A 20,381-nucleotide genomic window follows, 5' to 3' on the forward strand; every position below is an offset into this window, starting at 1 on the left:
AAAGTGAGTGTTCACGATCAGAAGGAGAACCCATGGCGGATTCGCTCAAGCGCATCGTTGACTTCTAAATATCCAGCTTCGTTCTGAGCGTGCTCCAGCGCAGAGAGTCCACCGAATTCTATTTTCTGCTGATTCAGCCAAATATCCGCTTTCGCTTTGTTGCCAAATACCTGCTCGGCCTGGCGCTGAACCAGCTCTACATAATTCATTTTCTGACTCCCTTGAGACCCATTGTTAGTGGCCGGAGGCACTTCTGTTTTAACGCTCTTCTGTGTGACAGCAGGAGTATACCCGCGAGTGATGCATGCATTGGCGGAGCTTTGTGAGCGTCATGAGCAGAGCGATTCGTCGATCTTTAAGAATTGCAGCTTTCGAACGCGGCTGCTGAAGTCATTCCTTGCCGGGGTTATTCTGTAGCTCAGGCGAGCATCGGAACACTTTGTTCTAGGAACCACCAAATGAAAAATTCAGGAAAAACCTTAGCAGAGCGCGAAGGACTGCAATCGGTGATCGAAAGTGCGCGCAAATCAGCCGCGGCAGGCTATCCGGATTTTACAGCGGATGACCCTGCGACCTTCGTTGCGGATTTTCTCATCCAAAAGGAGAAGGAGGGCATGAGCCTTACAGAAGCGCTTGAGGCATTGGTTACATTCAAACGCGGTGAGAGGATATGAGTTACACCCTGGTTTTTATCGCAGGTTTGATGCCGATCCAATTAATCTGGTTCATTCATCCATTCTTCGACCTCGAAACTCCAGTCTTTAGCGCAAAAATCAAGTGTCGGCCAATAATTTTGGAATTTGCTGTAATCAAGTTTTAATGCGTCTGCCCTGGATTTTTTATCGATAACAATCCATGCGTAATACATTCTATCTTTCCAGCTGTCCGCAGAGAGCAATACATCTCCTATGTTAAGTTTGCCTCCTAATCCGTACAGTCGAGAATTGAAAAAATCAATTGCAACGTGAGCATAGTTAGGTTGGCGAAGGGTAACTGCGTCGGCCATGTGATAGAGCAAGCCGATGCCTTGAAAAATCGAACGTGTGATCGATTCTTTTTTTTCTGTGGTGTGCTCTGTTTCTAACACGTGCCCAGCATTAGTTTGTAATAGACGAACATCTATGGAGAAGGTAGACATGATCAGATCCTCAATTTATTAGCAATTCGCTTCGGTGCATGCTTTCCTCCGATTACGGAGTGGAGATTTCCGCATAAAATCGTGAAACATCATGTTGAACGAGTCAAAGCCAGGCCAATAATTTTTATTATCCTCGTCGTCATAGTCATACCCGAGTGCAAGTGCTTGGTCTTGATAGCTCAATAGCGGCCAAATAAGGTTGAAACGCTCCCGCCAAGTTTCAGCTCGCACAAGAGCACAGGCAGTCTCCCAGTCCAACGACGCCAGATTTCCCAACGCATCGGAAACATTGCTTTCACGGACAATTTCGTCCCACTCATCAACGATCGCCCGCATTTTGTCGAACACATATAATATCCAGCCGATAGTTTGGAATCTGCACTCGCGCACTGACTGCGGAACTTCACCTAAGTCATTAAATATCACAAAAGCAGTTTTTGTGTTTTCTGAATGTTCAACGTGGATGGAATAAGACTCCATTGCATAAACCCTTTTTTATTGTTGTATGAACAAGCTAGCATGGTAAGTTTTTATTTTGCAAGAGGTTTTCGCTTGACAAGTATCAAGTTTTATATATAAAAACAGCTACTTAAAGGCTGCGCGTTAACGAGAGGCTGCTTAAATGTGCAGATTGACTTAACCCTGGTAAACCTGATTTTAGATGAGTTATAAGAATGCCCTATGACCTAGAAAATCGTTTGGTAATAGGCGTGGCTTCCAGCGCCGTTTTCGACTTGGTGGCGTCGGATGCCGTGTTTCAGAGCCAGGGAGAGGAGGAGTACCGCAAATTTCAGCAAGAAAACCTCCACGTCCCGCTTCCTAAGGGGATTGCGTTCCCCTTCATCAAGCGTCTGCTGTCGGTGAATGACTTGAGCGTTGATCCTGAGGATCCGCTAGTAGAGGTCATTCTTCTTTCGCGAAATGATCCTGATACCGGGCTGCGCGTACTGAAGACTATCGAGCACTACGGACTCGGAATGACCAGGGCGATTTTCATGCAAGGAAAATCTCCCTACGAGTACATACCGGCACTGAATATCGCTTTGTTTTTGTCTGGTGACAAAAAAGACGTGGAAGCCGCTATTAAAGCCGGGTATCCGGCGGGCCAAGTGCTCGACTCGAAATTCGAAGACGACGAAGCCGACAAAACCCTGCGCATCGCATTCGACTTTGACGGCGTACTCGCCGGCGACGAATCTGAAACGATCATGCAGGCATCTGGCTTGTCAGTGTTTCATGCCCATGAAGTGAAAAACGTCATGGAGCCCCATAACCCTGGGCCGCTGAAAGAATTTATGGTGCGGATTTCCAAGATCCAATCGGTCGAGGAAAAGCACAAAAAACAAAACCCGAATTACGAAAACCGTATTCGCGTTTCGATCGTCACGGCGCGGAATGCTCCGTCTCATGAGCGCGCTATGAATACCCTCAAGAGTTGGGGCGTCATGGCCAACGACGCTTTCTTTCTGGGGGGCATCGAGAAAGGCAAAATTCTTGCCGTATTGAAACCGCACATTTTCTTCGATGACCAGTCCGGACACCTCAAGTCGACCAGTGCGGTTGCTCCGTCTGTGCACATTCCTTTCGGCATTACCAACAATGCTACAACGGAGGATGTGATCGCGACTGAGATAGATCAGGTAGTGGTGTAGGGCGGTGAGTCGCCAGCGTTTGCTGATTATAAGCGGCAGGCCATGTGCACGAGGTTGGTGCTCATTTGTCACCTCTCCAACGTGCGTGGGCTCGCGAAGCGACCGACCCTGCTATCAATGAAGCTCGAACCGGTGTAATCCGGGATTCCAGGTCAGGCCTCTGCGCGACGCGATCGTCAATTAGTCCTCATACAAATCTGTGAAGCTTTGCTCAGTATGACCGTCGCGAATCAACTCCACGGTCATCTTATTGCGGTCGGGCTTGATCTGGAATGGGGAGCTGGTATCCCAAGACTTTACTATCAGGATGACTTGGGCCTGGGCGGAGTCGGTGTACTGGTATTGGTACTCCAATGTTGTGACGTTTTCATTCTTTTCGCCTCCTACCATTCCTCCAGCTTCCGCTGCCGATGTGGCTATTGCGAAAGACTCCTCCGCGACCGAGCGCTCGATCGCTTGCTTCAACTGCTCAAACAACTGTTCTGCTGAAAGGGCCATGATTCATCCATTATCAAAAGAAGAAGGGGGAGTTTGGTTAATCCGACTCCCTTGATTGGCCATGAGAGGCGGGTGGGGCTTAGTGCGCTGCTGGATTCTTCAGTGGCCAATCCTCTGGTACAAGTGCTGGTGGTTTACTCCAGGGTTCCTCAATCAGCGACTGCTGGAACCAATCATCACGTAGGTTCGCGTGTTCAGTCACGATGATCTGGAATCCAGGCACATCCTCGACCGTGAACTTGTAAAGCAGGTTGAATAGCTTGCGTACCGAGTCCATGTCAGCATCGGACTGTTCGGTCGTTTCCACTGACCCGTCCGCGGACTTGTAGACCTCCTCGGATGGGAAGTACACCTGCGTGGGCTGGTCGATCATCAGGAAGCGAGGCATCGGGCTTTTGCTCTCGGCGCAGTACCAGTGAAGCGCCAGCAGCGCAGATAGATGGTAAGCGAGATGGTTTTCAGCACCTCCAGTTTTGGACATCGGCACTTGTCGTTCAGGCCGATCAAACACGACCGTCAGACGCTTCAGGTCGAGCCGTGCCGGAAGATTGCAAAACTCGGATTGAAAGCGTTTATTGTAGACGCCCATCTGGGCTGAAATGCTGTTCAGGATCGAGGCCAAGCGATCATCGACATCGATGTCTGCCAATGCTTTCTCGAGCTCCTCGACCCGAAGCTCTTTGCGCCGATGCTCAGCCTGTTGCTGCTTCAATGAACTGTCCGGCACGTAGCCTTCCAGGAAGAGGCTGACGCGACCTGCCACGTATTTGGCTGCGTCACTTTGCTTCTGTGCTTGAGCAAGCAACGTATTCGCAGCGATCACTGCTGCTAACTCAGCTTCTCGCTCCGTGATGAGCTGATTCGTGTCTCGCAGCCGTTGCGTTTCTTCTGCGAGGTAGTCCTGCAGGTGAGGGCGCTGGCCCATTACAGTCTGCATTTCGACTTCGAGAGACGTCAACTCACTGATCAGTGCGTTGGCAATGGGCGTATCCATACCCAGGTTCTTTTCTGCGAAAGGCCACTGCCATTGACCGGTTGCGCTGTTTTTGGGTAGGGCTTTGATGGACGCCAAGCGGTCGATTTGCTCAGCAGCTTCGCGCTCGAACCCACCAGTTCTGCGTTCAAAGTTTTGGCCTGCTTCGATTTTTGCCTTGATTTCGCGCCGAGCTTTCCGCAGTTTCGCCAACCCCAGCTCCAGCTTCGGAGCTTTATCTTCAGCTTGAGGTTGCATTGCCACAGGCACCCACTGGGCAGCCGTGCGGAGAGCCACAAGGATGTGATCAATCTCATCGGCATGAAGATCGGCTGGCAGAGCGCCGACGGCCTTGGCTTCGGCAATCAACCCAATGGCCATGTTACGGCTGTTCCCGATCACTTGTTTAGATTGATCGACCAGCTTCGCATGAGCCCTAAGATCACGTTGAGCGGTGCGCAGCTTCGTCTGCAACTCATATCGCTCATTCGTAGAGGCTCCCAACAAGATGGGCAGCGTGTCCTTGATTGCCTGGGGTTGGAAGGCCTCACTCTGACGGTAGAAAAGCTGGTCTTTACTGGTGACAAGGCCCTGCTTCTGAAAGAGGTAGTAGTAGGCATGTTTGATCGAAGCTTCGTAGCTGACCCGGGTGTGCTGCTCAGCAACCTCAGTGCGGTTCTCTGGGATGCCAAGATGGCGGGACAGCAGCGACGTGACTGCGATGTCATCTGTATTTGCGATCAATTCAACATAGTCGGGAGGGGAAACAAATTCCCCCGTCCGCGTCATTGCCATCCGGCAGCTGTCGCCTCCCCTAGGGGGCGCAGGTTTGGCCACCAGTACTTGAACATCTTCAAATTGGTAGATGACAGCGAACCAGGACACCTTGTCCCGAATCACACCCTCGGCCACATTAAATTCGGAGCGGCCCATGCAATATTCGATGATGTCAGAAAGCGCCGATTTACCCGTCGAAGAGCGCCCGGTGATCACGTTGAGGCCATCGATCTCAAAGTTAACATCACGACGTTGACCATCATGGCTGTAGATGTGGATGGAGCTAATTTTCATGGTCGGATTCCAAATGCCGTGTAGACCGTTACCCTGTCTGCGATTCGGGCGAACTCTTTGCCCAGCAAAATGGCTGCCTGCTGACATGCCACTGACTCTTCGGTGCCTTCGACTGTCGACTTGAGCCGGCGCGCCTTAGGCAATAGACGACCCTCGGGAGTGACTTCAAAACAGCCCGCCTGATGCGCAATCCCAAAGGCCTCGAATGCATAAGGCATCATCTCTGCTACGCGCTCTGGGAACCCGATCAGCAATTGGGGGTGCACAGAGACTGCCTTGAGCAAGTAACTTCTGACGTATTGAAGGAGCACTGTTCGTGACTCCTCCTGAAGCGCCAGCGGCAGTACCAGAAGTGAAAGTGAAAACGGCATTCCTCGGGAATCCTCCGCGGCGTAGGCCTTGATCGAGCGCATCAGGATTACTGCACAGAAGGCCGGATTGAAGAGGTTTTTGGTCTCAAACGGACGCTGATCCCACCGGTTCATTCCGAATCTCCTGTGCTGTTAGCAAGGTGGTCCAGGAGTCTCGGATGCCAGTAAACGGCCGGTTTCGGTCGTTTATTCGCGAGGATTTGATAGCTGCCGCGCACTACATAAGGAGCTGTAACACGGGCGCGGATCTTAAGATGTTCCAGTTTCTGTGCTTCGATCTCTGCCCAGGTGTAGAGCTTCTTCCCCGCAGCTACGAGGCGAGAGTCAGAGCAATCTTCTTCTGGCATTTCGAATGCCTCGTCGAAGATGATGTCCCGGTGTCTCTTCCATTCATTGGTCAGACGTTGCTCGTACGCCTCGATTTCTTCTGCACCTGTAAGACGCTGTCGCGCCCAAGCCGATCGCTGTTCAAAGGCCTGGTAGTAATCGAGTATTGCGTTTCTGACCCGACTCGGACTGAGGTGCAAATGTCGAAGTTGGAGAACAAACAGCCGGTTGTCGGTGGCTTCTTCAATCGGCTTTTCGGGCTCTGCGTCTTCGAAGGTGATGGGGAGGTTATCGGCTCGATACTCCTCGCTGAATGCATGAAGCTTCTCCGACACATCAGAGCCGGTGATCGGATCAAAGTCAGTATCGCAGAGCATCTGGATGATCATGTCGTTCCACCAGCCTTCCAGACGCTCAAACACCGCTTCCCGATGTTCAGAGCGGATAACGCGCATCTTCTGCCCCTTAATCAGTGCCGGCAGGTCTTGAATCCGCGGAACGTCGTCCACGATGGTAATCCTCGAAACGAAGTCTTCCTTCTCCGGGTCGGACAGGGTTGAGAGGAGCCCTTTCACCTTCAGTAGCGCTTTAGACTCGCTGGAGTGCAGAGTTGCCTGAGTCACCTCCCAAAGACTGGGCAGAGCATCAGTGGTATCGGCGCCGTGAAGGAAAAACTCTAGGAAGGATCCAGGTGCTACCGTCGAAGTCGTGAACAAAAAAAATTGGAAATTTGATTCGATCCTCCCGTTACCGGTATATCGCGTAAGCCATATATTGACGGACTTCCAGAAGTCGACCGATAGGTCATTCAGCCGGTCACCGACCGCTTTGTGCTTCAATGACGCCAGCGTTTTGGTGCCCGAAGCATCCTCAAAATCCAGGTCGTCCTCTTTCTCGATGAGGATTGCAGTGTCTTCTGGGAGATCCAGCGCCTGGAACAACGCAAAGCGGGGCTGAAAAATGTAGCCCAAGCCTTGTTCCCGAGCACTGTATCGATCAGCGGCCGGCTTTTCGTCTCGCTGAGAGTCAGGTATCGCAGAACTCATGATGCGGCCCATGGTTGGTTAGCAGTAAGAAGAGGAACTAGCAGTGTCCATCCCCCAATACCAGGTGTCGTTGACGCCGGTGGTGCAGTTGATAGGGTAGAGAACGTGGCGCTAGCGTAGGGGGATGCTGGCGCAGCATCGATCGCACGCTGCCGCTGGGAGTGAGCTGAGGGATGGAGCAGAGCGGTAGCGGGAGATCGTTGGATTTCACAACCAATGCGGGAACTATGACTGCCGCCACGCGCGCTCGGAGGCAAATAAAATCGTGGGCGCTTCGCTGTAATAAGAAAGAGCTGGGCCGATCCTTGTTCGTTGATGATTCTTCCAGAAACTATCATTCCCATACCCTGATCGTACGTGCCTGAATCCATTCGGAACGGTATTCTGATTCGTATAGTGGCAAATGGCAATTATTAGCTATCCCCCGGAAATTGGTAGCGGCCCAGTTTGCTCCGCGCCTAGGGATAGCTGACTGATCACGTTCGAGCTCGACACCCATTACCAGTCGCCACCCCATGAGGATTCGTTTTGCCACAAGAGTTCTATCGTTACCCAGAAGCCACGCCCCAGACCGTAGAGGCGTTCCAGACCCTTGATCTGTCTACCATGCTCGAGAGTGGCACCGAGCTACGAGGACTTATGGCGCGCTCTGGCTGACGTAGCTAGAGCGAAACTGGACAGAGAGGAGTACGACCAAGCGCGCGTACTTTGGAGGTCGAGGGTGTTGAGGCGGTGTTCGGTGTTGATATCGTTTTCGAGATCAAATCCCTGTTCTGCGGCGCTTTTGGGCCTAATGCTCCGTCCCCTAAGCATGCGATGAATACCCTCAGAGTTGGGGCGTCATGGCCAACGACGCTTTCTTTCTGGGGGGCATCGAGAATGGCAAAATTCTGGCCGTATTGAAACCACACATTTTCTTCGATGACCAATCAGGGCATCTTAAATCGACCAGCGCGGTTGCTCCGTCTGTGCACATTCCTTTCGGCATTACCAACAATGCTACAACGGAGGATGTGATCGCAACTGAGGCTGATCAGACAGTGGTGTAGGACAACGACCTGATGTTTATTTTCGGCACCTACGACAAAACGATAAAGCCGCGGCCGATGCACAGCCGACCACTATAAATTCCCGTGAGGGAGTTGACCAGCCGGAGCGAGACGCCTCCTGACAGGCCTGCATCTGGTCAAGGGATTGCCAGCGATCTGGCCAAACCCTTGACCTATATCGGAGGTTCTCAACGGAGCATGGCTAGACCAAAGTCTTAGCTAATAGCTCTATGTCAGGCCTTGGCGCGCTATACCCAACGCGTTAGTCTCTAGCTTTTGGGTTGAGGCTGGGGATGCGAACGAAGCGAAGGATAACCCGTGCGTATTGTGTGGAACTGGGGGAGGAATTGACCATTGGAGGCGCGCGTCAGGCCTACTTCAATCAAAACCAACCCCGCAGCCGTTTTGTGTTCCAGTGCTCATCACCGGAATGCAGGATGCTCAAGGTGGTGCCTAAGATCACAGCCGTCAATTACGACATCCACCCAACCGACACAGCGCGCGTCAAATCTCCCCACTACAAGGACAACGAGCACTATGCCCATCATGCAGAGTGCGAGTGGGTGCTGCCCGATGAGGATGAGGGTAGCGATGCACCGCTACCAGGAGAAACGGAGTTACAAACACGCACCCGCCTGGCCAAGCGCCAACTCACCTCGATCATCGATATATTTGTTCCCCCGACGCAGCCAGAACAACCGGCAGTACGTCCACCTCGAGTCGTCCTAGGTAACGAAGACGAGGCTGGGCCAAATCGTCGACGTGGCGGCGGTGGCGCAGAAGGTACTCGAACCGACCGGAAGCACCGGAGCGGTGATCTTCGAGAGCTGGTGGACTACTACCACGACACACGCGAAGCCCTCAAAGAACTGTTTACTGAAGTAACCATCAACGTGACAGGGCGAGGCGAGATACCGCTGCGTTCGTACTTCAAGAAGGTGGCTTGGGCCAAACCTGATACCCCAGGATACGTCTACAGCGGTGGCGGAAGGATCGAGCGAAGAGAAGGGGCTGGCTTCGTATTCCGGTTCTTCGACAAGGTCGCGGATAAGGAAGCCTTTCTCCAGGTCTCCAATGAGGTCATGACTCAGCACCGATCGAGGCGCTATGTGAATGAACTTCTCGATCAGGCCCGAGTGGTAAGGTACTTCACGTTTTACTTCCTCGGGACTTTCGCCTATCACGAGGCCGGCAACACCATGATTGCGGAGGTCACCGACCTTCGCTGCCTGGCGATTGACCTTGGGCCTTTGAGAAACTGAAACACCATGGGTTTCAGTAGTGTGCCCACCTATTAACAGCTTGGCGGATGCACATCCGGGTAATGCTCCGCCCCCTGAGCGTGCGATGAAAACGCTTAAGAGCTGGGGCATCATGGCCAACGGCGCTTTGTTTCTGGGTGGCATCGAGAAAGGCAAAGTTCTGGGCGTATTGAAGTCGCACATCTTCTTCGACGACCAATCCGGGTATCTCAAATCGACCAGCGCAGTTGCTCCGTGTCTGTGCACATTCCTTTTGGCATCACCACAATGTGGCAGCGGAGGTTGAAGTTGCGCCTGAGGTTGGACAGGTTGATCGGGTAGTGTGAGACGGTTACTAGAAGTTCACTGGCTTTGATACGACTGTCACCCAGCGCCTTGTAATTTCGACTTTTACCGGTGAGGTAGGGAGACTTCTGAATGTTCTGGTTCGGGCCGTTTGAGTACAAATCCAAAAAGAGCTGCTTGATCGACTCAAAGACTATCTGCTTAACGCACCATTAGGCGTGATCACCAACAAGCTCGCTGTCAAAAAAATGCACCTGCTAATAGCACTGCATCCGGAGGCGAGCAGAAAAATTGGTGTCGGGATCGACCACTTCAAGATCGTGAGAAATGCCTTGGGAGCGGGTAGGGGGATCAAACTCGTTCGCACCGATGGTTGTGAAACGCAGTTGAATAGAATGATCATCCTAGCCGTCGGTTCTCGGCGACCTTCCTCGCTGCGGGCACCGACAGTCCACCGAACGACACGCTGGAATCGACGTAGCGCAACGCGGATTTCATGTCCTTCCAGCCCAGGAACGAGAGCTGGCGCTGGCGCGATGCCAACGCTTCAATAATCTCAACGTCGTATCGCTTGCTACGCAGTTTGGAGTATCCGATTCGGCAATGGCGTTACGACTCAAGGAGCTTGGTTTAGTACGCTGGCCTTAGCTTGGCGCTTGAAACTAGGCGCTAGGTATCGATCGGAGTGTAAAAGAGTGGTGAGGTGATATAGGACTGTACGCTCAAGCACGGCCCGACCATGCGACATAAACTTCCCGTCAGATGCAGATCAATCAATCTTGCCGACCAACCTCGACCAGCAGTTCCAACGCCCTCATGCGCAAACGGATCGCTGTTTTCGAAACGTTAAAATATTCGCTCAGGGAATTGGACACAGCATGAAACTGGATGACGTTGTCCCTCTGACTGTCCAGGTACAGATGGCCGTGACCACGGTTTCGGATGCCTAGATGCTGTAGTAACAACCCAAACGCAGCCTGAAAGTCCTCTTTAGGCATCAAGAGACATGAAGCGAACGTATTTGCTTGCCACTCCAACCGCTCCACTTCCCCTTTGGGGATGGTGATGAGCTGGCTCTGGTCAATGTCCTGTGCGCGGATGGCTTCCCGTGTCATGTAGCGCTTATGGCCTAGAAAGTGATGCCCCAACTCATGGGCGAGTGTGAATCGGGCCAAGTGGGATTGGCTATCTGCCGCGAAGATTTTGATCTCAAGCGGGCTGAACGTGATACTGCCGAGGGCTGAGCCCGAGTCCTCAATGAAGCTCACTGACAGTCCACTGACATCAGCCTCCCTGGACACTAGCTTAGTAAGATCGACCTCTCCCCGGATGTATGAAATGGATTTCAAAGCCTGCTGCGCCAATCGATCTATTCTGTCCCGCGAAATGAACGCGACCCTGGGTGTTGCGATAAGCGTGGGCTGACGAATCAGACTCAGATCGTTCTCTTTAAAAGCACTCTCAAGGTCGAGGCCTTTCCAGATGCCTTCCCAACCATCCGTAAAGCCGGCAGGAGTTACGGCATAGGCGCTATAAACGGTAGGCCGAAAATCCGTCTGGGTTAGGGCGTATTCGATCTCTGCGCGCTTACGGGCTCTAGCGCTACGCGCCCCGGTTAACAGGGCGCGAGGAAGCTCCCATCGAAACTCAGATTGATCGAAGTAACGCAAGACACCGAAGCCTCGGTTCCGAGCAATGTTGAACGTGCCGGACTGAAACGCACTGGCGGACGCAAAAATACCCTTTGCATTGAAGCCTGCCACTTGACGTATCTTTGAACCAAACTCTTCGATGTCCCCCACAGGCACTTTGCCGCTGTAGTTCTTACATTCGATGAGCACAAGCAACGATGGGGTTTCGAAACCAGGAAGGAATACTTCGACAGAAATGTCAAAAATGATGAAGTCTTCTCGGTCACGCGAGTAGTAGCCCTTCTTCCTGAAAATTTTGCAGCACTCAGGTCGGAACGCATAGAAGCGACCTTCATTGATCTCACGAGACAGGAACTCAAAGACCAGCTCCTCGAATCGGTCGCCCTTGGCATAGGTGCTGAGCGCTTCAATTTCCATATGTGGGGCAAGCTCCTGTTACCGGGTCAGAATGTCAGTCGTACGTGAATAGATGGTGCTCGAGAAACGCATTATCACCGGACATGCTGCCTGTCAGGTCGTAAGTATGATGGTCGTTTTTCCTACCTTGATGTCAATGACCATGAGGTAAGCGTGAGACCCTCAACCCGCTGGGGGAAAGAAGCGCTCTCAGACGGCCCGTACTGCAGGTCGGGCCCATTGGCAGACCTCAAGCTAAGCGACGAATCGGGGGCTGTGACAAAGTATCGGTTACATGAACTGCAGCTGTTTGCCCAGTGCTTGGAGTGCTCGTTCGAGTCCGATGTGATGACGATGGCATCCCACTCGTTCCAAGCGCTATACGACGACTTGATGGGTATTCCTGCTCGCCGGCATGGTTATCCTCTATCCACCGGGCCAGACCGGAAAGCTGCGGGCCAGGCGGCGAATCTCCTTTGGGCACTAAGCGACGCAGAGCCCTTGGCACGACTTAGAACCAAAAAAAGCACCAACCCTGTAGCTGATGCACAAGAGTTTCTTGATCGTTCGAGGGCATCAGGCCACAGCGATCGTTTTTGGCGGCTCCTGAAGAGGCTTGCCGAGCGGAGCGGGGGAGACGGCAATGATGCGTATCAGTATTGGGCACGCGAGGTAGTCAGGAAGGATAGCATCGAGTAACTTGCCGCATCGTGGCTCAATCGACAGGCCATTGTGCGCGTACGATAGCTCCTCGATGGATTTACGAGGCCACTCGAATTTCACGTTCGATTCTAAAAGGAATTTATTTATGGTTGTTCCCGCCGAGTTCAACGCCGCACAGTGGTTCTCCGATAACACCGCGGGCGGCTCGCGCCTTACCCCTGAGACTCAGCATTCCATCGCTGACTTCACCACCATGTGGAATTTCTTCGAGGGTAATCTGTGCCGCAATGAGGGGAATATCGCTGCCTTCGATCGCGTTGCGGATCTGTATCGACCGAGCGCTGAGCAGCATCAGGGGGTTTGCGGTTGCCTGGCCTTCTGGCGGTCTCGCTATACGGATGAAGAGGGCATACTACCCAGATTCGACAGATTGGAGTTTCGCGCCAGAGATCGCAGGGTGCTGGTAGAAAGTGTTCTGTTGGGGCAGAACGATGAACCGCATAATGTGCTGCTCGCAACGCTCATCATTATCTACAGGCTGCGAAACAACCTCTTCCATGGGCTCAAGTCGCTCGACACACTCAACGATCAAGTTGAGAATCTCAGGACAGCCACGTACTGCTTGTCCATTGTTCTGACCGCAACTCCTTCACATCTCGTCAGACCTCAATACGCTTAATCCCGCTTTGGCGGCGCGGTACTGCGGTGGCAGTGTGCCGCCTACGCCAAGAACAAATCATCAGCCTCAAATACAGAGCGAAGGAGCGTTATGCAGCTGCAGGATCTGCTTGCTAAAGGATATTTCCCAATTCAGCTACCGGTGGGATTCGGCACGAAGCGACTCGCCGACAGCATTGAGCAGATCAAGGCTGTATGGGACGGAGCGCCGGGGAAACAGGCCGGCGCTTCTCAGTCTGAGAAATTCTCGGTCGCGAGATCCTCCTACAGCAGGCGCACAACCTCGATCCCTAATCCTGTCAGTTTCTATGCCTTGGCTAAGGAGATCTGTGAGTACTGGCCTCAGATCCAGGCGCATTACGATAAAAGCGAAATCTCTCGCAGCATACCCGGCACCGACGGTAGTCTCAGAGCGATCGAGCTGACGAAGTTCAGCGACTTGTATGAGGAGCGCGTGTGCCAATCTGCAGGGGCCCGTTACGCGCTGATCACCGACATATCGAGCTATTTCCCCACTGTGTACACGCACACCATCCCGTGGGCACTGCACACTAAGCCGGTTGCCAAGGCGAACAAGACCAGAAAAACTCCTGAATTTTTTGGCAATATCCTAGATGGCCGTTGCATGGGGACACAGGATGGCCAAACCATTGGCTTGCCTATTGGCCCCGACACCTCCCACATCATCGCGGAAATCATCGGGGTGTCGATTGATGAGGCCATCTGCGCAGAATTGGGTGAGTGGCCGAAGGGGTTTCGCTACGTCGACGACTTCACTTTCTTCTTCAACAAACGTGAGGAAGCTGAGAGGGCGCTGGCAATCATCATCAAATGCGTCAGTGCTTACGAGCTCCAGATCAACGCCTCCAAGACGAAGATCGTCGAAGTGCGAGAGCTCGTCCAGGAATCCTGGAAATACAGCCTCAAGAAACTGACCGTCTCAGCGAGAAAGCGTCAGCAGAAAGACGATATTCACCACTATTTCGAGATGCTGTTCTCGCTTGAATCAAGGTTCAAGGACGAGAGCCTGGTCAAATATGGCCTGAAGCAGCTGTCCTCATCCATCGTCAAGAAGTCCAACTGGGCGATCGCCGAAGCGTACTTTCTCAAATGTGGGTATGGATTTCCCAACACGTTGCAGGTGATCACCCAAATCCTCGCGACCTACCATCGCTATGGTTATCCATTAAATATGAATGCGCTGGGCGCTTTCAGCCGAAATCTGTTGGAGTCGGCTGCCGCCGCGAATCACCACAGTGAGACTGCCTGGCTCCTCTGGCTGTGCAAGGAGCTCAGTATCCATCTTGACGCCCCTTTGATCCTTCAGGTGCTTCAGATGGAGAGCTCCGTATGTTCGCTCATCGCTCTGGATCTCATTCATTCAGATTTAGTCGACGGTGAGGTAGATCTTGCGGCTTTAGCGGGTCTACCGCTCACAGATCAGGCGCTCAAAGGGAACAACTGGTTACTGGCTTACGAAGGAGGTCGCCGGCTGTGGCTCGGAAATCCAGATATCGCTTTCATAGAAGCCGACCCCTGCTTCGCAGCACTGCTAAACGCTGACGTTAGTTTTTATGACCAGGAAGCTAGGCTGCCGGCTATATTCCAAGTCAAGATCGAAGCAGCGGAGGCTATTGATTTCGACTCGGATGACGAGATCGACAGTGATTTCGAGTTTGACAGTATGGATGAGGAATACTTCGATTCGGCTGTAACGGATACTGATGAGGAAGACGAGGAGCAGGGCGCGGCAGGAGCCGGTAAAGGAAATCTAGCTGTAGATCCTGAAGCACCAGATGATTGGTGAGGCTTGCATAGACGGAAGTTGTGAACTGGATTCCGTGGCTAATGCTGGTCTAGTCCATCCAATGCTTGGCTTGTACATTCTCGCCTATACGAATGCTAATCCACTTCCCTGGAAATCCTGGCCTCCAGTGTCACGGGCTTGCTGGGTCGCTCCGCGCGGTGCAGCGCGACAAGCAATCCTGAACGTCAGCCTCTATCCCGCGTCCCCAATCGCTTCACGGACAGCGCCCGCTCTTGATCATGGGAGTGATAGTAGGTGTTCTGAGTCGTTGCCAGGTTCGAGTGACGCAGGTCGTACTGGAGATCCTTGGCGTTTCTGAAAGGCGCGTCGAAGGTGGCTGAGGTGTGGCGAAGCCAATGAGACGATGCCACCCGCAGGCTGTCCATTTCGTAGGGCTCGCGTCCTTCATCACGCATCCGTACCAGCGCGTTGTCGAAGACGGCTTGGAGGAGGGCGCGCACTTGCCTGTCAGAGAGCCCAGCGCGCCCGCTCAGCGTTCTTAGAAGCGGCGTTTTCTCCTGGTAGCCTGGCAATGGACTCAGCCCGATGAATGTGCGATAGCGTTTAAGGTACTTTTCCACGTACTCATCACGCACTGCAATCTTGCCGGACTTATTCCCTTTACCCACCACGTGAAACCACCAGTTTCCATCTGCATCCAGACGGAAATCACCCATGCTTGGCTGCCAATTGGAACGTCCAACAATGTCTGATATGCGTAGATACATGCTGAACATCGTGATGAGAATGAACAGGGTGCGCTCATGCTTTGCGGGCTCAGCCTCTGCCATCGCTTCCGCCGTATCAATAACGTAATCCCATTGCAGTGGCGTTAACGCACGAGAAGAGTTCGATTCCTGTTGGGATGAGCTGTACTGTCCCTTTTTTGTGACCTTACGAAACGGATTAGAACTGGCAATCTCTTCTTCGACTAGATACTCGTAGAAGCCGCTAGCAATCTTGAATACGTTGCTCATGCTGCCTTTCGAAGAGTGATAATCTACACTCGGAATTTCTTCAGTATCTTCATTCAGCTTCCTAGTTTGTTTAGACGAGCGCTGTGTAAAAGGTTTCCATTTTAGATTAGGAACTAAATCCGAGCCCGAAGATGACGTGTCATTTGCATTGGCTAGAAAACGATTGCGGATTATTGGGCCAACCCAGTTGGCCGGTGGGTTCTTACAAAACTCCAAAAAGGCTTCGGCATCAATTCTTTTCAGTTCGTTAACTGGCTTCTCACGAATAATCAACGACCACAGAAGCAGGCGTTCTACGTGCCCACGATAGGTGCTGTACGTGAGCGCGTTGTCCGCATAGCAACGTAGATAGCCACGTGCCGCCAGGAAGCCCGGGATTGCCTTGAGCTTTGGTTCAAAGCAAGCCAGATACTGGTCGACGTTGGTCATTGATGGCCGGACCAAGGTGAAATCTTGATCTACAAAGTCACCGTGAGACTCAAAGATTGGCCGGGGAGTGCGGGTCATCTAACTTACCGAAAAGAGTTGGCATTACTTAGCGATTGAACACTTCCTAATCTGGCTGTTTTAGGAAGTTTTATACTCCTATACAACCTACTCCCAATCGCTTGGCCTTGTTAATGGGGATCGTTCGATAGTATCGCCAAGTTAGGCCGGCCGCAACCTCTGCCATTAAGCATCCACTCATCTGTAAAACAGGTAGTCGGCCTTGACAGATAGAGAGAAACGAATTACTCGCGACCTTCACTTCTTAAGCCAGTGTGCGGCTGGATAAAAAGTGCTGCCTGCTTCATCTATTACCTATTACCTATTACCTATTACCTATTAACGCATTAATTGGTGAGCTTCTTAGTTTCTACCTGTGCACGCTCAATCACTACAAGGCTCTTAGTTTTTAGTTATTTATGAGTTTAATTTTCTTACCTCTTATTCGATCAATATTTGTCTAAATACGGAGAGTTACAACCCCGGAGCGCCTCCCGCAGGAAAGTGTCCGCTTTATTCTCACTTCCAGCGCTTTCGGATTGTGTCCAGAATAAGTGCAAATCGCCTGGAACCCAGTGAAATCGAGCCTCAGCCTGAGAATGGAGCGCAGCGTGATTCGGAAAGTGTCCAGAATTTCGTCGATTTCAGGAAAAAACAACCGCTTGGCGCCACCCAGGGCCACGCGCGCTTGGAGCATCGAAATCGAGACGATCCGTGAGTTGCTAATGCCGACTGGCCTTGGCAGGCGTGGGCTGTAGACTATCAGTGCAACGCTTGGCGGGATTTGGCGGAAGCAGCACGCAAACGTTCTCAAACTGCGAAATCTCGGAAAGTGTCCTGAATATGCCGTACGGCGTACACACCGGATTGTGTCGAGTTAATGTGCAAAATATCGCTGGAGGCCTCGGAGTTAGTGGGCCCTAGCAATGCGGTAGTGAACGCCGAAAATCTAAGAGTGTCCAGAAAGTCGCGGAATTGAACAGGAATGTTCAGACAGGCGATCAATGGCGCAGGCCTTTAAAATCAAGGGGTTGCGAAAATCGCATCAAAGCAAAAGTGTCCGTAATTCGTCGGATCCCAAGCGTATTGAAGGCTCGGCGCAAGGCTGTAGGCCGGGTAGATCAAGGGGCACTGGGTTGCAGGGGGCAAAAGTGTCCTCAAATCGCGACGGTCACATTAGTGGCGTTGGACACCTATGTGAGAAGCTCCATCCAGATACAAGATTTAACATAATATACATTACACGTAACAGCGTATTTCAGGATTAGCCCGGTTACCCAAAGATTTGACGGCTCAGCGTCCTGCTTCTCGACGACAAATGCATTCCGTGCGAACCGGCTCTTTGCGTGAAAGATTTCTGTCGCTTGCCAATCTCCACCATCAACCTTGCGTCAACTTTTCAACCAGCACCGAATGCTGGGGAAACTGTTCCGTGAGTTTCTGTCGGCGGCCCATTTCCATATCTGCAAAATCAAACCCGGGTGACACCGCTTCACTGATCAGGCCGTAACCCGTAGAACCATCCCTGAGCTGCGAAGCTTTCCAGATGCCGCCAGGCACATGCAGCTGTAGACATTCACCAGCAATAACATCGCTGCCCATTACCACGGTTTTCAATGTGCCGTCCGGGAAAATCAGGCTGTACTGGATCGCATCACCCACATGGTAGTAATGCACGATGTCGGATTGGTTCAGATGGAAATAGCCAATGGGTGAATCTTCGGTCAACAGGTAATAAATGGACGTCATCGAATAACGCTGGCCACGCCCGGTTTCAACCATTGCCCCGTGATCCGACTGGAAGGTTCTGCGGTAGTAACCGCCTTCCACGTGTGGCTCCAGCTCAAGTGCAACGATAAGTTCTTGAATGTTGGAATGGCTGTGCGTCATCCTGTGTGCCCTTCGTAATGAAACCAGTATGAGCGTGCTTTTCAGTAACTAAACTAAATGACTGTTTGGTTGAGTTATATAATTAGTCCCGTCGGCATGGTATTGCCCTCCTGCATATAAACGATCCTGATTCCGATTAAATATTAGATCCAACGGCAAGCCCTGTCGTTATAGCGTTCTCGCCGCCATCAAATAGTGTGTTCCTGCGTCACATCGGATCTCAATCGCCCCCCGACGCTGGGCGGCCAAACGATTCGTCGCATATCACAACGACCCCAGCCAACTGACCAGTTCTTCATGCTACGACCACGGCAAAACTGGCGAACTCACCTATCCTGTTGGACAGCTTGCACAAAAAAAACGGCATGACCGGTTCGGGCTGTCCCTCCTCAAATGTGCAAACGCCGCATTCCCGAGAGAGTAAAAAAAAAGTGGTTAATTTCAAATCCCCAAGCCGGCGCGTTACCAAGCCTCACACGCTGGCTCCCGTACTTGTGTGTTGTCTGTGCCTGGCCGTGCTCGCTGGCTGCAAAGTGGGACCGAACTTCTCCCGTCCTGACGTCGCTCAGAACGCCGATTACTCACGGGAAAAACTGCCTTCAACCACCGCCTCGGCAGGAAACGTTGCAGGTGGCGCGGCGCAACGACTGGTCACCGGGATGGATATCCCCGGCCAATGGTGGACGCTGTTCCGCTCGCCGACGCTCAATGCGCTCGTCGAAGAAGCCCTGCGCGCCAATACTGATGTGGCGGCGGCGCAAGCGGCGCTGCGTCAGGCCAACGAACTGGTGTATGCAGATCAGGCCTCGCTGTTTCCTTCGCTGAGTGGCTCGGCGTCGAAAACCAGGGAGAAGGTGTCGCCGGTCACGCTCGGCTCAGCCGGGGCCGGTAGTACCTCAGCCCCGATTCTGACCGTCAATTCGGCCAGCTTGAGCGTTTCTTATGCGCCCGACGTTTTCGGTGGCGTCCGGCGCCAGATTGAATCAACAGCTGCGCAAGCCGATTACGAGCGTTACCAGCTCGAAGCGACTTACCTCACATTGAGTTCGAACGTCGTCAATACCGCCGTGACACTGGCCTCCTTGCGCGATCAGGTGACGGCTACCGAGCAAATTATCCAGTTACAGAGCGACCAGCTCGACTTGCTGAAATCACGCCGCGAACTGGGCGCAATCGCCGATACCGACGTACTCACGCAAGAGGCAAGCCTTGCGCAAACACGCGCCACCTTGCCGTCGCTACAAAAACAACTCGCCCAAACGCGCAACCAGTTGATGGCCTATCTTGGGCGGTTTCCGAATCAGGACAAGGGCGAACGCTTCGAGTTGGCTTCGCTCCATCTGCCCGAGGAACTGCCCGTCAGCCTGCCCTCGGCCATCGTCGAGCAACGTCCTGATGTGCGCTCTGCTGAAGCTCAATTGCATCAGGCCAGTGCCAACATTGGCGTGGCCGTGGCCAACCAGTTGCCGCAATTCAGCATCACCGGTTCGCTGGGCTCCGAGGTACTGGCCGGCACCCGCCTGTTTTCCTCGGGCACGGGTGTCTGGAGTCTCGCCGGATCGATCACCCAGCCGATCTTTGACGCCGGCGCACTCGAACATCGCAAGCGCGCCGCCGTAGCGGCCTATGACGAATCGGTGGCCCTTTACCGCGGCGCCGTCGTCTCGGCTTTTCAGGATGTGGCCAATGCACTGAGGGCTCTGCAAGCCGATGCCGATGCGCTCAATCAACAAGTTATCGCCGAACGTGCGGCCCAGCAGAGCCTGGACCTGGCGCAGGCTCAGTTTCGGCTCGGTGCGGTCGATTATCTGAATCTGCTCACCGCGCAGCAAACCTACCAGAATGCGATCGTCGCACGCGTCAAGGCTCAGGGCGCGCGTTATAGCGACACCACTGCACTCTTCCAGGCATTGGGCGGCGGTTGGTGGAACCGTACCGACGTCGATCCGGCCACGGCGGGCAAGCCTGACCGTTTTGGTCTGCCGTCGCTAAAGGACATCATGCCCGACAGCACTCAGCAACCAGCACGGAATACGTCTTCAGATAAAACGCTTGCCGCCCGACTCGAACAACCGAACCAGTGAGAACTTCCATGGATGACGTCAAGACTGACACCGCCCTGCCCCCTCGGTCGCCCGAGCCAGGCAGCCCGCGCAAACG

Annotated in this window: 16 protein-coding genes and 4 pseudogenes; 10 read left to right on the forward strand and 10 right to left on the reverse strand. The window is 52.9% G+C overall.

Translation table 11 applies throughout. The features are described 5' to 3' along the window. Positions 1–17: 17 nt before the first annotated feature. The gene (locus AC1MEW_RS19605; RefSeq protein WP_480423243.1) at positions 18–209 is read right to left on the reverse strand and encodes an antitoxin Xre/MbcA/ParS toxin-binding domain-containing protein; all 192 of its coding nucleotides are present in this window, start codon (positions 207–209) and stop codon (positions 18–20) included. 249 nt (positions 210–458) lie between these two features. Here AC1MEW_RS19605 and AC1MEW_RS19610 point away from each other — a divergent pair, with 249 nt between their 5' ends. Continuing rightward, positions 459–674, forward strand: coding sequence for a hypothetical protein (locus AC1MEW_RS19610; RefSeq protein ID WP_480423244.1), 216 nt, complete (start codon positions 459–461; stop codon positions 672–674). A gap of 41 nt (positions 675–715) precedes the next feature. Here AC1MEW_RS19610 and AC1MEW_RS19615 read toward each other — a convergent pair whose 3' ends face one another. Both AC1MEW_RS19615 and AC1MEW_RS19620 read right to left on the reverse strand, forming a co-directional pair. Next, on the reverse strand, positions 716–1,138 hold the full coding sequence (locus AC1MEW_RS19615; protein ID WP_480423245.1) for a hypothetical protein: 423 nt from the start codon (positions 1,136–1,138) through the stop codon (positions 716–718). Between the two features lie 18 nt (positions 1,139–1,156). Then, positions 1,157–1,618 carry a hypothetical protein gene (locus AC1MEW_RS19620; protein ID WP_480423246.1) on the reverse strand — a complete coding sequence of 154 codons (462 nt, stop codon included), beginning with the start codon at positions 1,616–1,618 and terminating at the stop codon, positions 1,157–1,159. A 194-nt stretch (positions 1,619–1,812) separates the two neighbouring features. On the opposite strand from AC1MEW_RS19620, the gene AC1MEW_RS19625 reads away from it, so the two are divergent. Further along, positions 1,813–2,790 carry a 5'-nucleotidase gene (locus tag AC1MEW_RS19625; protein ID WP_480423247.1) on the forward strand — a complete coding sequence of 326 codons (978 nt, stop codon included), beginning with the start codon at positions 1,813–1,815 and terminating at the stop codon, positions 2,788–2,790. Positions 2,791–2,970: 180 nt separating this feature from the next. Here the strand turns inward: AC1MEW_RS19625 and AC1MEW_RS19630 are convergent, their stop codons facing one another. From AC1MEW_RS19630 to AC1MEW_RS19645, 4 genes are all read right to left on the reverse strand, one after another. Continuing rightward, a complete protein-coding gene (locus tag AC1MEW_RS19630) occupies positions 2,971–3,288 on the reverse strand; it encodes a hypothetical protein (protein WP_480423248.1) in 318 nt (105 codons plus the stop codon). A gap of 79 nt (positions 3,289–3,367) precedes the next feature. Next, positions 3,368–5,332, reverse strand: coding sequence for a DUF3732 domain-containing protein (locus AC1MEW_RS19635; protein WP_480423250.1), 1,965 nt, complete (start codon positions 5,330–5,332; stop codon positions 3,368–3,370). Then, positions 5,329–5,817, reverse strand: a complete 489-nt coding sequence (locus AC1MEW_RS19640; RefSeq protein WP_461959818.1) for a three component ABC system middle component — start codon at positions 5,815–5,817, stop codon at positions 5,329–5,331. The genes AC1MEW_RS19635 and AC1MEW_RS19640 overlap by 4 nt, the downstream gene beginning before the upstream one ends. Next, positions 5,814–7,001 carry an ABC-three component system protein gene (locus tag AC1MEW_RS19645; protein ID WP_480423251.1) on the reverse strand — a complete coding sequence of 396 codons (1,188 nt, stop codon included), beginning with the start codon at positions 6,999–7,001 and terminating at the stop codon, positions 5,814–5,816. The genes AC1MEW_RS19640 and AC1MEW_RS19645 overlap by 4 nt, the downstream gene beginning before the upstream one ends. 867 nt (positions 7,002–7,868) lie before the next feature. Between AC1MEW_RS19645 and AC1MEW_RS19650 the strand changes: the two are divergent. The 5 genes and pseudogenes from AC1MEW_RS19650 to AC1MEW_RS19670 all read left to right on the forward strand — a co-directional run. Next, positions 7,869–8,125 (forward strand): annotated as a pseudogene (locus AC1MEW_RS19650) (5'-nucleotidase); the annotation flags it as partial. 437 nt (positions 8,126–8,562) lie between these two features. Beyond that, the gene (locus AC1MEW_RS19655; RefSeq protein WP_480423253.1) at positions 8,563–9,387 is read left to right on the forward strand and encodes a hypothetical protein; all 825 of its coding nucleotides are present in this window, start codon (positions 8,563–8,565) and stop codon (positions 9,385–9,387) included. Between the two features lie 61 nt (positions 9,388–9,448). Further along, positions 9,449–9,708, forward strand: a pseudogene (locus AC1MEW_RS19660) (5'-nucleotidase); the annotation flags it as partial. Between the two features lie 212 nt (positions 9,709–9,920). Then, positions 9,921–9,995: pseudogene (locus AC1MEW_RS19665) on the forward strand (hypothetical protein); the annotation flags it as partial. 184 nt (positions 9,996–10,179) lie between these two features. Then, positions 10,180–10,320 (forward strand): annotated as a pseudogene (locus AC1MEW_RS19670) (ImmA/IrrE family metallo-endopeptidase); the annotation flags it as partial. Between the two features lie 125 nt (positions 10,321–10,445). Here the strand turns inward: AC1MEW_RS19670 and AC1MEW_RS19675 are convergent. Continuing rightward, on the reverse strand, positions 10,446–11,741 hold the full coding sequence (locus AC1MEW_RS19675; protein ID WP_480423254.1) for an ImmA/IrrE family metallo-endopeptidase: 1,296 nt from the start codon (positions 11,739–11,741) through the stop codon (positions 10,446–10,448). Between the two features lie 787 nt (positions 11,742–12,528). On the opposite strand from AC1MEW_RS19675, the gene AC1MEW_RS19680 reads away from it, so the two are divergent. Beyond that, a complete protein-coding gene (locus AC1MEW_RS19680) occupies positions 12,529–13,062 on the forward strand; it encodes a hypothetical protein (RefSeq protein ID WP_480423255.1) in 534 nt (177 codons plus the stop codon). Between the two features lie 90 nt (positions 13,063–13,152). Further along, positions 13,153–14,868 (forward strand): reverse transcriptase domain-containing protein, encoded by a 1,716-nt coding sequence (locus AC1MEW_RS19685; protein WP_480423257.1) that lies wholly within the window; start codon positions 13,153–13,155, stop codon positions 14,866–14,868. A 185-nt stretch (positions 14,869–15,053) separates the two neighbouring features. On the opposite strand, the gene AC1MEW_RS19690 is transcribed toward AC1MEW_RS19685, so the two are convergent. After that, the gene (locus AC1MEW_RS19690) at positions 15,054–16,352 is read right to left on the reverse strand and encodes a tyrosine-type recombinase/integrase (RefSeq protein WP_480423259.1); all 1,299 of its coding nucleotides are present in this window, start codon (positions 16,350–16,352) and stop codon (positions 15,054–15,056) included. A gap of 1,359 nt (positions 16,353–17,711) precedes the next feature. Beyond that, positions 17,712–18,221 (reverse strand): cupin domain-containing protein, encoded by a 510-nt coding sequence (locus AC1MEW_RS19695; protein WP_480423260.1) that lies wholly within the window; start codon positions 18,219–18,221, stop codon positions 17,712–17,714. 365 nt (positions 18,222–18,586) lie between these two features. Between AC1MEW_RS19695 and AC1MEW_RS19700 the strand changes: the two genes are divergently transcribed. After that, positions 18,587–20,305: an efflux transporter outer membrane subunit gene (locus AC1MEW_RS19700; RefSeq protein ID WP_480423262.1), complete on the forward strand. Its 1,719-nt coding sequence runs from the start codon at positions 18,587–18,589 to the stop codon at positions 20,303–20,305. The last annotated feature ends 76 nt before the right edge of the window (positions 20,306–20,381 follow it).

The sequence above is a fragment of the Pseudomonas sp. ASL4 genome (genome assembly GCF_056680395.1).

Excerpts from the sequence above, each read along its gene's own strand:
- AC1MEW_RS19605 (WP_480423243.1), bottom strand. The coding sequence starts at position 209 with ATGAATTATGTAGAGCTGGTTCAGCGCCAGGCCGAGCAGGTATTTGGC.
- AC1MEW_RS19610 (WP_480423244.1), top strand. The coding sequence starts at position 459 with ATGAAAAATTCAGGAAAAACCTTAGCAGAGCGCGAAGGACTGCAATCG.
- AC1MEW_RS19615 (WP_480423245.1), bottom strand. The coding sequence starts at position 1,138 with ATGTCTACCTTCTCCATAGATGTTCGTCTATTACAAACTAATGCTGGG.
- AC1MEW_RS19620 (WP_480423246.1), bottom strand. The coding sequence starts at position 1,618 with ATGGAGTCTTATTCCATCCACGTTGAACATTCAGAAAACACAAAAACT.
- AC1MEW_RS19625 (WP_480423247.1), top strand. The coding sequence starts at position 1,813 with ATGCCCTATGACCTAGAAAATCGTTTGGTAATAGGCGTGGCTTCCAGC.
- AC1MEW_RS19630 (WP_480423248.1), bottom strand. The coding sequence starts at position 3,288 with ATGGCCCTTTCAGCAGAACAGTTGTTTGAGCAGTTGAAGCAAGCGATC.
- AC1MEW_RS19635 (WP_480423250.1), bottom strand. The coding sequence starts at position 5,332 with ATGAAAATTAGCTCCATCCACATCTACAGCCATGATGGTCAACGTCGT.
- AC1MEW_RS19640 (WP_461959818.1), bottom strand. The coding sequence starts at position 5,817 with ATGAACCGGTGGGATCAGCGTCCGTTTGAGACCAAAAACCTCTTCAAT.
- AC1MEW_RS19655 (WP_480423253.1), top strand. The coding sequence starts at position 8,563 with ATGCTCAAGGTGGTGCCTAAGATCACAGCCGTCAATTACGACATCCAC.
- AC1MEW_RS19675 (WP_480423254.1), bottom strand. The coding sequence starts at position 11,741 with ATGGAAATTGAAGCGCTCAGCACCTATGCCAAGGGCGACCGATTCGAG.
- AC1MEW_RS19680 (WP_480423255.1), top strand. The coding sequence starts at position 12,529 with ATGGTTGTTCCCGCCGAGTTCAACGCCGCACAGTGGTTCTCCGATAAC.
- AC1MEW_RS19685 (WP_480423257.1), top strand. The coding sequence starts at position 13,153 with ATGCAGCTGCAGGATCTGCTTGCTAAAGGATATTTCCCAATTCAGCTA.
- AC1MEW_RS19690 (WP_480423259.1), bottom strand. The coding sequence starts at position 16,352 with ATGACCCGCACTCCCCGGCCAATCTTTGAGTCTCACGGTGACTTTGTA.
- AC1MEW_RS19695 (WP_480423260.1), bottom strand. The coding sequence starts at position 18,221 with ATGACGCACAGCCATTCCAACATTCAAGAACTTATCGTTGCACTTGAG.
- AC1MEW_RS19700 (WP_480423262.1), top strand. The coding sequence starts at position 18,587 with ATGACCGGTTCGGGCTGTCCCTCCTCAAATGTGCAAACGCCGCATTCC.